This is a genomic window from Pseudomonas sp. 43(2021), from assembly GCF_017490805.1.
GTDB lineage: Bacteria > Pseudomonadota > Gammaproteobacteria > Pseudomonadales > Pseudomonadaceae > Aquipseudomonas.
In genome coordinates, this window is the sequence record NZ_JAFGYJ010000011.1 from 123,458 (window position 1) to 136,483 (window position 13,026).

The 13,026-nt window shown below is 66.1% G+C and carries 10 protein-coding genes; 6 read left to right on the forward strand and 4 right to left on the reverse strand.

All coding sequences use genetic code 11. The annotated features are described in order from the left end of the window. Window positions 1–62: 62 nt before the first annotated feature. A complete protein-coding gene (gene nadC / locus J5M71_RS12220; RefSeq protein ID WP_025337721.1) occupies window positions 63–911 on the reverse strand; it encodes a carboxylating nicotinate-nucleotide diphosphorylase in 849 nt (282 codons plus the stop codon). Window positions 912–1,152: 241 nt separating this feature from the next. Here nadC and J5M71_RS12225 point away from each other — a divergent pair, with 241 nt between their 5' ends. The 3 genes from J5M71_RS12225 to ampE all read left to right on the forward strand — a co-directional run bounded on the left by J5M71_RS12225 (window position 1,153) and on the right by ampE (window position 4,891). Continuing rightward, complete coding sequence (locus J5M71_RS12225) at window positions 1,153–3,282, forward strand: DUF1631 domain-containing protein (RefSeq protein WP_207832481.1); 2,130 nt, start codon at window positions 1,153–1,155, stop codon at window positions 3,280–3,282. A 209-nt stretch (window positions 3,283–3,491) separates the two neighbouring features. Next, window positions 3,492–4,064, forward strand: a complete 573-nt coding sequence (gene ampD, locus J5M71_RS12230; protein ID WP_207832483.1) for a 1,6-anhydro-N-acetylmuramyl-L-alanine amidase AmpD — start codon at window positions 3,492–3,494, stop codon at window positions 4,062–4,064. Continuing rightward, a complete protein-coding gene (ampE, locus tag J5M71_RS12235) occupies window positions 4,061–4,891 on the forward strand; it encodes a regulatory signaling modulator protein AmpE (RefSeq protein WP_207832484.1) in 831 nt (276 codons plus the stop codon). Before ampD ends, ampE begins: the two co-directional genes overlap by 4 nt. 153 nt (window positions 4,892–5,044) lie before the next feature. Here the strand turns inward: ampE and J5M71_RS12240 are convergent, their stop codons facing one another. Next, complete coding sequence (locus tag J5M71_RS12240; RefSeq protein ID WP_207832486.1) at window positions 5,045–5,821, reverse strand: TatD family hydrolase; 777 nt, start codon at window positions 5,819–5,821, stop codon at window positions 5,045–5,047. Window positions 5,822–5,823: 2 nt separating this feature from the next. Continuing rightward, the gene (cra, locus tag J5M71_RS12245; protein WP_207832488.1) at window positions 5,824–6,819 is read right to left on the reverse strand and encodes a catabolite repressor/activator; all 996 of its coding nucleotides are present in this window, start codon (window positions 6,817–6,819) and stop codon (window positions 5,824–5,826) included. Between the two features lie 284 nt (window positions 6,820–7,103). Here cra and ptsP point away from each other — a divergent pair, with 284 nt between their 5' ends. Genes ptsP through J5M71_RS12260 form a run of 3 tightly spaced genes read left to right on the forward strand, consistent with a single transcriptional unit; the run spans window position 7,104 to window position 12,640 of the window. Continuing rightward, window positions 7,104–9,956: a phosphoenolpyruvate--protein phosphotransferase gene (ptsP, locus tag J5M71_RS12250; RefSeq protein ID WP_207832490.1), complete on the forward strand. Its 2,853-nt coding sequence runs from the start codon at window positions 7,104–7,106 to the stop codon at window positions 9,954–9,956. After that, window positions 9,957–10,904, forward strand: a complete 948-nt coding sequence (pfkB, locus tag J5M71_RS12255) for a 1-phosphofructokinase (RefSeq protein ID WP_207832492.1) — start codon at window positions 9,957–9,959, stop codon at window positions 10,902–10,904. Continuing rightward, entirely contained in the window at window positions 10,901–12,640 is a 1,740-nt protein-coding gene (locus J5M71_RS12260; RefSeq protein ID WP_207832494.1) for a PTS fructose-like transporter subunit IIB, read from the forward strand. The genes pfkB and J5M71_RS12260 overlap by 4 nt, the downstream gene beginning before the upstream one ends. Window positions 12,641–12,761: 121 nt before the next feature. On the opposite strand, the gene J5M71_RS12265 is transcribed toward J5M71_RS12260, so the two are convergent. Next, entirely contained in the window at window positions 12,762–12,983 is a 222-nt protein-coding gene (locus tag J5M71_RS12265) for a DUF3820 family protein (protein WP_015268980.1), read from the reverse strand. Between the last annotated feature and the right edge of the window lie 43 nt (window positions 12,984–13,026).

Sequence of the window (13,026 nt, forward strand, 5' to 3'; positions counted from 1 at the left end):
GCCATAAGCCACCCCACAAAAAAACCGGCTCGATGGCCGGTTTTTTTGTGTCCGCAATCAGCTCACAGGCTCAAGCGCATCGACAGGTCCACCGCCTTCACATCCTTGGTCATCGCACCAATCGAGATGTAGTCCACCCCAGTCTCGGCAATCACTCGCAAGGTTGTCTCGTTAACCCCGCCACTGGCTTCCAGCTTGGCCTTGCCCGCGGTAATGCGCACTGCTTCGCGCATCTCTTCCAGGTTCAGTTCGTCGAGCATGATGATGTCGGCACCAGCAGCCAGTGCCTGGCGCAGCTCATCCAGGCTTTCCACTTCGATTTCCACCGGCTTGCCCGGCGCAATGCGGTGCGCCGCCGCCACGGCCTCGGCCACGCCGCCGCTTGCGGCGATGTGGTTTTCCTTGATCAGGAAGGCGTCGTACAGGCCGATGCGGTGGTTGTCGCAACCGCCGCAAGTCACAGCATACTTCTGCGCCAGGCGCAGGCCCGGCAGGGTCTTGCGGGTGTCCAGCAGGCGCACCTGGGTGCCTTCCACCAGGTCGGCCAGGAAGCGCGCACGGGTGGCCACACCTGACAGCATCTGCAGGAAGTTCAGCGCACTGCGCTCACCACTGAGCAGCGAACGCGCGGGGCCCTCCAGATGAAACAGCGGCTGGTTGGCCGTGGCGCGCTCGCCATCGGCCACCTGCCAGTGCACGGCCACGCGCGGGTCGAGTTGGCGGAACACGGCATCGACCCAGGCGGTGCCGGCGATCACGCAGTCTTCGCGGGTGATGATGGTCGCCTTGGCCAGGCGCTCGGCCGGGATCAGCTGCGCAGTGATATCGCCACTGCCGATGTCCTCCAACAGCGCGCGGCGCACGTTGGCTTCGATTTCAGCGGTCAGGTCGGCAAGGCGTAGGTTCGGCATGGTCGGCTCCACAAGCTAGATGCCCGCGATTATAGGGCAGGGGGCCAGCGTGTACAGCCGCCTTGGCGATGACCTTTGGTCGGCCGGTGTGAGCAACCGGGGTAAACCCGGGTCACTAGCCAGCCTGTGAAACGACGCTGGCAGCGATGCGGATTTTTACCGATAATGTGACCAGTATTTGGCGTCATGAGTTTGACGATCTTCAGCCCCTTCGGGCGAGACACCCTGCAAGGAGTCCAGGATGCAAAAAGAAGGCAAGGTGGTGCCCTTGGCGGCAGCCATCGACCGAGGCGGGCGTACGCCTCTGCCTTGCCTTCCGGTATTGCTCCTGCAGGTACGCGACAAGGCCGCCTTGCAGTTGCGTCAGTGTTTGCAGGACTTGTTCGACAACGCCGACGACACCCTCTTCGAGATGGCCGACAAGGCGTTCGATCGCAGTGACCAGAACCTGTACTTCGAGGCCATGCGCGACCTGCGCCTGAAGCGCAAGAGCATCGAGCGCGGTTTTCTCGACACGTTCCATGATGCCTTTGCCCGTATCGGCCAGATTGACTTGCTGGCGCACCTGCTCGAGCCGGGCAACCTGCGCAGCAAAGCCCAGATGGAGCGGGCCGCCGCGATCGAAGGCATGGTCGCGCAGGTGCTGTCACGCGACGGCGTTGCCCTGCAGCAACTGGGCCTGCGCTTGCAAGCACTGCTCGACCGCCCCCTGCACGAGCAGCACAACCCGCTGGGGCCCGCTGCGCTGTGCGGTTACTTCCTCGACGCTGGCCGCAACCTGGGGGTTGGCCTGCGGGTCAAACTGGTCCTGCTCAAACTGTTCGAGCGCTATGTGCTGCGTGATGCCGAAGTGATCTATGGTGAAGCCAACCAGTTGCTGGCTGCCGCCGGTGTGCTGCCCGAGTTGCCGCCGGCACCGCGCCGGCGCGCCGAAGATCGGCGCATGAGCGCACGACGTGGACCGGCGAACCTGGGACATGAGGTAGGCGCGGACGCAGCAGGGCAGGTTTTCTTTGCCTCGTTGCAAACACTGCTGGCCCCGGCGCGTGGGCAGTTCGCGCCTCGTTTGCAGGCGATGGCCGCCGCCCAGCCAATCAGTACCGCCGACCTGCTGCGCCTGCTTTCGCATTTGCAGCACTACGTGCCTGCCACCCACGAGGCTGACGATTTCGAGCTTGGCCAACAGCTTGAACAATTGCTGCTGCGGGTCAGCGTGCGCAGCGGCACACGCCGGCGCATCGATGTGGCCGACGAGGACATGATCAACCTGATCGGCCTGCTGTTCGCCTTCATCCAGAACGACGACAACTTGCCGGCCAGCCTGCGCGCGCTGATCGCCCGTCTGCATATTCCGCTGCTGAAAGTGGCCCTGCTGGACAAGGGGCTGTTCAGTCGGGCCAGCCACCCGGCCCGCCGGCTGCTCAACGAGATCGCCGGCGCGGCCATTGGCTGGGAATGCGGCGGCGATGGCCTGCGTGACAGCCTGCACCTGCGGGTGGAGCGTATCGTCCAGCGCCTGCTCAATGATTTTGCCGAAGATATCAGCCTGTTCGCCGAACTGCTCGAAGACTTCCTCGTTTTCAACCAGGACGAACGGCGGCGCAACGAGCTGCTTGAACAACGCACCCGCGACGCCGAAGAAGGGCGTGCCCGGGCCCAGCAGGCCAGGCAGCAGGTGCAGCACGCACTTAACCAGCGTCTGCGTGGCCGGGTATTGCCGCAGGTGGTGGTACAGATGCTGGTGCAGGCCTGGAGCCAGGTGCTGCTGCTGGCCTGGCTCAAGCAGGGCGAGGCATCCCAGGCCTGGCGGGATGCATTGCAGACGATGGACATGTTGCTGGCCAGCATCACCCCGCCACATGAGCCGCAAGCCTTGCTGCAGCAGGTGCCGGGCCTGCTCAAGGCACTGCGCGATGGCCTGGCCGGCGTGGCCCTGGACTCGGCCGCGACCCGCGAATTCTTCCTGCAGCTGGAGCAGTTGCACCTGCGTGCCTGTGCAGGTGGCGCGGGCCAGCCCCAGGGCGACGTACTGGTGGCCGAGGACATCGTGCTGGCGATTGCCGAAGAGCCCGCTTGCGCACCGTTGCAGGTTGCCGACGGGCAGGCTGTGGCGCTGCGCCAGGTGCAGCGCTTGCGTATCGGTACCTGGGTCGAGGTGCTGGACGAGGACGAACCGCTGCGCTGCAAACTGGTGGCGCGCATCGACAGCAGCGACCGGTTGGTGTTCGCCAACCGCACCGGCATGAAAGTGCGCGAATGGAACGGTGCCAGCCTGGCCCAGGCACTGCACCGGGGCGACGTGCGGGTGCTGGATGACGGGCTGTTGTTCGAGCGGGCGCTGGAGGCGGTGCTCGACGGGCTGCGGCGGTAGGCGCAACTGTCTTGCGCAATATCTGCAAGCAGACGCGATCCTGGTGGGAGCGGGCGTGCCCGCGAAACAAGCGCCGCGGTGGATGGCACCGGCTGCGCCGGTGTTCGCGGGCACGCCCGCTCCTACAGCATTACAATGATTCACATGCAAACGCCGTTGGCCGCAGGGCATACTGTCAGCCTGTTCACGGCGCTTTCAGGATCTGCCCCATGCAATTGGACCGTGCCACTGGCTGGTTCCACGGAATCGGAATCACCCACTGCCCCTCGCCGAACTTCAATGCCCGCCCCGAAGGCGAATCGATTTCACTGCTGGTGATCCACAACATCAGCCTGCCGCCGGCCTGTTTCGGCACCGGCAAGGTCCAGCAGTTCTTCCAGAACCGCCTGGACCCCGACGAACACCCGTACTTCGCCAGCATCAACCACCTGACCGTGTCGGCGCACCTGTTCGTCGAGCGTGACGGTGCGGTGACCCAGTTCGTGTCGTTGCTCGACCGCGCCTGGCACGCCGGTGTGTCGTGCTTCGACGGGCGTGAAGGCTGTAACGATTTCTCCATCGGCATCGAACTCGAAGGCACCGACGACCTGCCCTATACCGATGCCCAGTACGCGGTGCTGGAGCAGCTTACCCGGCATATTCGCGGTGCCTGGCCGGCCATCGGCCTGGACCGCATCCAGGGCCATAGCGACATTGCCCCGCAGCGCAAGACCGACCCAGGCCCGGCCTTCGACTGGTCGCGCTATCGCCAAGCGCTGCAGCAAAACGAGGACAAGGCATGAGTTTTCTGGTGTTGTTGCTGGCGCTGTGGGTCGAGAAGTTCTCGGCCCTGCGCCATCAGGTGCAACGTGATGGGTTCTTCCTGGGCGAACTGGTACGCCTGGAGCGCAGCGGCAAGGTGCACCCCTGGTGGACGCTGGCCATCCTGGTGTTGGCACCGGTAGCGCTGCTGGTATTGCTGCTGCATGTGCTGGACCCGGTGGCGTACGGCTTGCTGGCGTTGCCGGTGCACCTGCTGGTGCTGATCTACAGCCTGGGCCGCGGCGATGCCAAGGCATCGCTGGGGCCGTTCCGCGATGCCTGGCGGCGCGGTGATGACCAGGCTGCGCTGCACGTGGCCGAACGCGACCTGGCGCTGGCGGCCGACGAACCGCACAGCCTGTTGGTTCAGGTGCAGGGCAACCTGCTGTGGCAGGTGTACCAGGGCTTTTTCGCGGTGATCTTCTGGTACTTCGTGCTCGGCCCGGGCGCAGCCCTGGCCTATCGACTGCTGGCGCTGTGTGGCGAACACAGCAAGCAACCGACGTTGAAGGCTCGTGCCGAGCAGCTGAGGCATATCATGGACTGGCTCCCGGTGCGGGTGCTGGCCTTGAGTTTTGCCCTGGTTGGCAACTTCCTCGCGGTCACGCGGGTGATGCTGCACGAGGTGCTCAACTGGCACATCAGCGCCGCCCACCTGGTGGCGCGGGTCGGGCGCATTGCCGATGACATTCCCGAGGAAGAAGACAGCCAGCGCGGGCTGGGACGGCTGGACAGCCTGTGGGAGCTGCTGCTGCGCTGTGCGGTGCTGTGGTATGCCGGGTTTGCGCTGTGGACGGTGCTTGTCTAAAGCCAGGCGCATTCTTTTGTGGGAGCGGCCTTGTGTCGCGAAAGGGCCGCAAAGCGGCCCCAGCAATTCGTGCGGTGTTGAAAGTCCGGGGCTGCTACGCAGCCCTTTCGCGACACAAGGCCGCTCCCACAAAAATCACGGTCACCTTGAAACTTACCAGCCAAACAACTCGCAAGCATTGCGGGTGCTGGCTTCAGCCAGCTCCGCGACATCCACACCCATCACCTGCGCCAGCGCCCCGGCAATCTCCGGCAGGTGCTCCGGGCTGTTCCTCATCCCTGGGTACATGACCGGCGCCATGTCCGGCGCATCGGTCTCCAGCACCACGCTGTCCAGCGGCAACCGCGCCAGGGTCTTGCGCAGCCGCAGCGCCTGTGGCCAGGTAGCCGCACCGCCAAGCCCAAGCCGGAAGCCCAGCTTGATGTACTCGCGGGCCTCTTCATAACTGCCGGCAAACGCATGTATCACCCCCGCCCGCGCCGGCTTGTAGCGCTTGAGCGTGGCGATCACCTGGGCATGGCTGCGGCGCACGTGCAGCAGGGCGGGCAGTTCGAAGTCGCAGGCCATCTGCAGTTGCGCTTCGAACAGGTCCTGCTGGCGGGCCTTGTCCAGGTCTTCGAGGTAGTAGTCCAGGCCAAACTCGCCCACGGCACATAGCCGTGGGTTGCCATGCAGGCGCTCCAGCCATTCGCGCAACTGCACCAGGTGCTCCGGGCGATGCTGGTCAAGGTAGATCGGGTGCAGGCCGAGTGCGGCGAACAGGCGCTGGTCGGCGCAGGCCAGGTCCCACACCCGCTGGAAATTCGCCTGGTACACCCCCAGCACCACCATCCGCTCCACCCCGCGCTCCGCCGCGTTGGCCAGCAGGCGCGGGCGGTCGGCGTCGAAGTCGGGGAAGTCCAGGTGAGTGTGGGTGTCGATCAGGCGCATGTTCAGGCCACTGTAATGCGTTGCTTGAACGTTCGACCGACGGCATGTACACCAGGTTCGTAGCGTTTGTCCTCGATCGCGGCCAGTGCCAGTTCCAGCGCGGTGGCGGCAATCAGGCCATGCTGCTGGGCCATGGCATTCACCGGCAGCGGCAGGAAGTCGAGCAACTGGTTGTCGCCAAAGGTACCCAGCTGCAGCTGGCGCGAGTCGGCAGGGCGGGCCTGCAGGGTGTCGAACACTCCTTGCAGCAGCACATAGGAGGTGGTAACCAGGGCATCCGGCAGGCCGCCGAAGTCTTCGATCAGCTGCTGCATCAAGCGCTGGCCGCACTCACGGCTGAACGCTTCGCCCTGATAGCGGCGAACTTCGCCGGCATAGCCTTGCAGGGCTTCGTCGAAGCCGCCGGCACGTGCCTGGCTGACCGACAGCTCGGGGCGTGCGCCGATCAGCGCGATGCTGCGCGGGGCGGCGCTCAGCAAGCTGGCGGCCAGTTGGCGGCTGGCGTCGCGGTCGTCGCTGATCACCGAGCAGAAGTGCGCAGGGTCCAGGCGGCGGTCGATGGCAATCACCGGCAGGCCTTTGTCCTGCAGTTCGCGGTAGCTGTCATCTTCCGGTGGCAGGCAGCTGGCGACGAACAGCGCGTCGCACCGGCGGGCGCGGAACAGCTGCTGCAACTGGCGCTCGCTGTCGGGCTGGTCGTCGCTGCTGGCGATCAGCAACTGGTAGCCACGGGCGCGGGCACCTTGTTCGAGTTGCTTGGCGATGCGGGCGTAGCTGGGGTTCTCCAGATCCGGGAGAATGAAGCCCAGGGTGCGGGTATGCCGGCTGCGCAGGCCAGCGGCCTGCGGGTTGGGGGTGAAGCCGTGGGCCTCGACCACCGCGCGTACCCGCTCGACAGTGCTGTTGCTGATGCGCTGCTGTTCGGCCTTGCCATTGATGACGTAGCTGGCGGTGGTCACGGACACACCGGCCAGACGGGCGATATCGCTGAGTTTCACCGAATTTTCCTTGTTATTACCGGGGCTGGCTGTGAGGCCTGACCGGGAAGTTTGACCCGGCGGGGGCGCCACGCGCAGACGACCATTGTCGCAATTGTCCGACAGGATGGGGCTTTTTCCTCGGCAGATTATCGAGTAACGTGGCCGCCTGGTCAGATTAATCGTTTCAGCTGCCGAATTTTCTGCCTCGGCTGCCATCCGTGCAAGGCTGTTGAACTGGCCGTTCATGTGAATTTCACAACAATACTCCAGTACCCGACCGGGAACTGCAAAAGGAGAAGGTCATGCTCGAGCTCGCCAAGGAGCAGATAGCCATGGGCCAGAAGGCCGCCGACAAGGCCGAGGCATTGCGCCTGCTGGCCGACCGGCTGGTCACTGACGGCCTGGTCGCCGAGGGTTACCTGCAAGGGCTGCAGGCCCGAGAGACACAAGGCTCCACCTTCCTTGGGCAGGGCATTGCCATCCCCCATGGCACGCCGCAGACCCGAGACCTGGTGTACGCCACCGGCGTGCGCCTGTTGCAGTTCCCCGAGGGTGTGGACTGGGGCGATGGCCAGATGGTCTACCTTGCCATTGGCATCGCCGCCCGTTCCGACGAGCACCTGCGCCTGCTGCAACTGCTGACCCGCGCGCTGGGCGAGACCGACCTGGCCGAAGCATTGCGCCGCGCCGGCTCCGCCGAGGCGTTGCTGAAACTGTTGCAGGGCGCGCCACAGGAACTGGCGCTGGATGCACAACTGGTCGGCCTGAACCTGCCGGCCGAAGACTTCGATGAACTGGCCTGGCGCGGCGCCCGCCTGTTGCAGCGCGCCGACTGCGTCGACAGCGGTTTTGCCGCCGTGCTGCAGCAGGCCGAGCCGCTGCCGCTGGGCGAGGGCCTGTGGTGGCTGCACAGCGAGCGCCAGGTGCGCCAACCGGGCCTGGCCTTCATTACCCCGCAGCAGCCGTTGCGTTACCGCGACCAGCCGCTCAACGGCCTGTTCTGCCTCGCCAGCCTTGGTGCTGCTCACCAGGCCTTGCTCGAGCGCCTGTGCGAAGTGTTGATCGAAGGCCGCGGGCAAATGCTCTACCAGGCCACCAGCAGCCGCGCGGTACTGGAAGTGCTGGGCGGTGAGGCGCCGGCAGACTGGCCCAGCGCGCGTGTCGTGCTGGCCAACCCGCACGGTTTGCATGCCCGCCCGGCAAAGGTATTGGCGCAACTGGCCAAAGGTTTCGAGGGGGAAATCCGTGTACGCCTGCTCGACAGCGCGCAGCCGGCGGTGTCGGTAAAGAGCCTGAGCAAGCTGCTCAGCCTCGGCGCCCGACGTGGCCAGGTGCTGGAGCTGGTGGCTGAGCCAGGCATCGCCGCCGATGCCTTGCCGGTGCTACTGGCCGCCATCGAACAAGGCCTGGGCGAGGAGGTGGAGCCGTTGCCGCAGAGCGCGGCGCCCGTCGCCAGCGCAGCGGCCGAAGTGCTGCAAGCGCCCGAAGCCGGTAGCCGCATCCACGGCGTGGGTGCTGCGCCCGGTATTGCCAGTGGCCCGGCGCATGTGTGTGTCGAGCGTGAATTCGACTACCCCCTGCGCGGCGAGTCGTGCGCCCAGGAGCGGCAGAAGCTGCGTGAGGCCGTGGCGACCGTGAATGGCGAGCTGCAGGCCTTGGTCCAGCGCAGCGACAAGGCCATTGGTGAAATCTTCGTCACCCATCAGGAAATGCTCGCCGACCCGGCCCTGACCGACGATGTCGAGCAGCGCCTGGGCCAGGGCGAAAGCGCCGCAGCCGCCTGGATGGCGGTGATCGAGGCGGCGGCGCGCCAGCAGGAGTCGCTGCACGATGCCTTGCTCGCCGAACGTGCTGCCGACCTGCGTGACATCGGCCGCCGCGTGCTGGCGCAGTTGTGTGGCGTGCAGGCCCAGGCTGAACCCGAGCAACCCTACGTGCTGGTGATGACCGAAGTCGGCCCGTCCGATGTCGCCCGGCTGGACCCGAGCCGCGTCGCCGGTATTGTCACCGCCCAGGGCGGCGCCACCGCCCACAGCGCCATTGTCGCCCGTGCCCTGGGCATCCCGGCGGTAGTGGGCGCGGGGGCGTCGATACTGCTGCTGGACAATGGCACGCCGCTGCTGCTCGATGGCCAGCGTGGCGTGGTCAGTGTGGCGCCGCCGGCGGATGAACTGCAACGGGCCCTGGCCGAGCGCGACCTGCGCGAGCAACGCTTGCAGGCCGCCTGGGCCAACCGCTTCGAGCCGGCGGTCACCCGCGATGGCCACGCCGTCGAGGTGTTCGCCAACATCGGCGAGAGCAACGGCATCGCCAAGGTGGTGGAGCAGGGGGCCGAAGGCGTGGGCCTGCTGCGCACCGAGCTGATTTTCATGGCCCACCCCCAGGCCCCGGACGTGGCCACCCAGGAAGCCGAGTACCGCCGCGTGCTCGATGGCCTCGACGGGCGCCCGCTGGTAGTGCGTACCCTCGATGTCGGCGGCGACAAACCGCTGCCGTACTGGCCGATCGCTGCCGAGGAAAACCCGTTCCTCGGCGTGCGCGGCGTACGCCTGACCCTGCAGCGCCCGCAGGTGATGGAAGACCAGTTGCGCGCCTTGCTGCGGGCGGCCGACCAGCGCCCGCTGCGCATCATGTTCCCGATGGTCGGCCAGGTGCACGAATGGCGTGAGGCGCGGGCCATGGTCGAGCGCCTGCGTGCCGAGATCCCGGTAGCCGACCTGCAACTGGGCATCATGGTCGAAGTGCCCTCGGCAGCGCTGCTGGCACCACAACTGGCGCGCGAAGTGGACTTCTTCAGCATCGGTACCAACGACCTGACCCAGTACACCCTGGCCATCGACCGTGGCCACCCCAGCCTCTCGGCCCAGGCCGACGGCCTGCACCCGGCGGTGCTCAACCTGATCGACATGACCGTGCGCGCCGCCCATGACCATGGCAAGTGGGTGGGCGTGTGCGGCGAGCTGGCGGCCGACCCGCAGGCGGTAGCCGTGCTGCTGGGCCTGGACGTGGACGAACTCAGCGTCGCCGCGCGCAGCATTGCCGAAGTCAAGGCCCTGGTCCGCCAGGCCGATCACCAGACGGCCCGCGCCCTGGCGCGCGAGGCCCTGCAACAGGACAGCGCCGCAGCGGTTCGCGCGCTGGTGGAGCGTTACTGAATGGCCAAGATCCTCACCCTCACCCTGAACCCGGCGCTGGATATCACCATCGGCCTGGATACCTTGCGCCCGGGGCAGGTCAACCGCAGCCAGGTACAGCACAGCCACGCCGCGGGCAAAGGGCTGAACGTTGGCCAGGTTCTGGCCGACCTGGGGCACAGCGTCACGGTTGGCGGCTTCCTCGGGCGCGATAACCTGCAGCCGTTCGAGGCGCTGATCGACTGGCGCGGCTTCGCCGACTGCTTTGTCCGCGTGCCGGGCGAAACCCGCAGCAACATCAAGCTGGTCGAGGCCGATGGCCGTGTCACCGACATCAATGGCCAAGGTCCGGAAGTTGACGAAGCGGCACGAAGTGCATTGCTGCGCCGCCTGGCGCAGATCGCCCCGGGCCACGATGCGGTGGTGGTGGCTGGCAGCCTGCCGCGCGGGATCAGCCCCGAGTGGTTCCGCCAGTTGCTCGAACAGCTCAAGGCGCAAGGCCTCAAGGTAGCCCTGGACAGCAGCGGCGAAGCCCTGCGTGCCGGCCTGCAGAGCTCGCCCTGGCTGGTCAAGCCCAATACCGATGAGCTGGGCGAGGTACTCGGCCTGGCTGTGGATAACCCGGCGCAGCAGCGCGCCGCTGCCGAGCACCTGCTGGCCAGTGGCGTCGAACACGTGGTGGTGTCGGCGGGCGAGCAGGGCGTCAGCTGGTTCGCCCGCGACCTGGCCGTGCATGCTTGCCCGCCCAAGGTGCAGGTCGCCAGCACGGTGGGCGCAGGTGATTCGCTGGTGGCCGGCATGGTCCACGGTCTGCTGCTGGGCGAAGCCCCAGCGCAAACCTTGACCCGTGCCACCGCGATCGCCGCCCAGGCTGTTACCCAGGTTGGTTTCGGCATCCGTGACCGCGAGCAACTGGCGCGCCTGGAAGCCGGTGTGCAACTGACAGAACAACAAGAGGGTTGCCGATGAACATTGCCATTGTCACTGCCTGCCCCAATGGCCAGGTGTCGAGCGTGCTGAGCGCGCGCTTGCTGTCCGCCGCAGCCCAGCGGCGCGGCTGGAGTACCAGCGTCGAAGTGCAGGATGCCGGCCACCCCGAGCGGCGACTGAGCACCACGCAGATTGCCGAGGCCGACTGGGTGCTGGTGGTCAGCACCGGCCCGGTGGACCTGGCCCGTTTCGTCGGCAAGCGCGTGTACCAGAGCACGCCGTCCCAGGCTTTGGCCGACCGTGAAGGCTTCCTCGATGAAGCGGCGGCCAACGCCCAGCTGCTGGCCACAGTGCCAGGCAGCCCGGCCGAAGCAGGCAGCGCTGGCGCACGCATCGTCGCCGTCACGGCTTGCCCGACTGGCGTCGCGCATACATTCATGGCTGCGGAAGCCTTGCAACAGGCTGCGCAGCAACTGGGCTACCAGTTAACCGTCGAGACCCAGGGCTCGGTCGGTGCGCGCAACCCTTTGTCTGCCGAAGCCATCGCCGCAGCTGATGTAGTGCTGCTGGCCGCCGACATCGAAGTGCCCACCGCACGTTTCGCCGGCAAGCGCATCTACCGTTGTGGCACCGGTATCGCCCTCAAACAGGCCCGTGCCACCTTGGAAAAGGCCCTGGCCGAAGCCAGGGTGGAAAACAGCAGCGATGCCGCAGCAGTGACCACGCCAGTGAGGGGCGAGAAGACCGGGGTATACAAGCATCTGCTCACCGGCGTGTCGTTCATGCTGCCGATGGTGGTGGCTGGCGGCTTGTTGATTGCCCTGTCGTTCGTGTTCGGTATCGAGGCTTATAAAGAAGCGGGCACCTTGCCGGCCGCGTTGATGCAGATCGGCGGCGAGGCTGCGTTCAAGTTGATGGTACCGCTGCTGGCGGGATATATCGCCTGGTCCATCGCCGACCGCCCGGGGCTGGCACCCGGCATGATCGGCGGCCTGTTGGCCAGTACCCTTGGCGCCGGTTTCATCGGTGGTATCGTCGCCGGCTTCCTCGCCGGTTACAGCGCCAAGGCGATTGCCCGCTGGGCGCGCCTGCCCAGCAGTCTGGAGGCACTCAAGCCGATCCTGATCATTCCGCTGCTGGCCAGCCTGTTCACCGGCCTGGTGATGATCTATGTGGTCGGCCAGCCGGTGGCGGCGATGCTGGAAGGCCTTACGCATTTTCTCGACAGCATGGGCACCACCAATGCCATCCTGCTGGGCCTGTTGCTGGGCGGCATGATGTGCGTCGACCTGGGCGGGCCGATCAACAAGGCTGCCTATGCCTTCTCGGTGGGGCTGTTGGCCTCGTCGAGCTATGCACCGATGGCGGCGACCATGGCCGCCGGCATGGTGCCACCGATTGGCCTGGGTATCGCCAGCTTCCTGGCCCGACGCAAGTTCGCCCAGAGCGAGCGCGAGGCGGGCAAGGCGGCCCTGGCGCTGGGGCTGTGCTTCATCTCTGAAGGGGCGATCCCGTTTGCCGCCAAGGACCCGCTGCGGGTAATTCCGGCCAGCGTGGCCGGCGGGGCGTTGACCGGGGCATTGTCGATGTACTTCGGCTGCAAGCTGATGGCGCCGCATGGCGGCCTGTTCGTGCTGCTGATCCCCAATGCGATCAACCATGCGCTGTTGTACTTGTTGGCGATCGTGGCGGGTAGCCTGCTGACGGCGGTGGTGTATGCGGTGATCAAGAAAAGCGAGCGGGTGGAGTTGGCGGTGGTGCCGGTGAAGGGCTAGAGACTTCTGTAGGCATTAGTGGCCTCTTCGCGGGCACGCCCGCTCCCACAGGTACTGCATGATCTTGAAGCTTGCAGTGAGCCTGTGGGAGCGGGCGTGCCCGCGAAGAGGCCGGAGCAGGTCAACGCCCGTGCTTCTGCCGCAACGGCACAAGCAGATCGCCCAGCCCGTTGTGGTCGATCTCATGCATCAACGCCAATAGCCCACCCAGTTCCCCCGCCGGGAAACCCTTGCGTGCAAACCAGGCCAGGTAATCACCTGGCAGGTCGGCAATGATTCGTCCCTGGTACTTGCCAAATGGCATGGTGCGGGTCACCAGCAGTTCGAGGGTTTCCGGCTTCATCATCGGCGCACCTGGCTGTTGAAAAGCGCCGACCATACTGCAA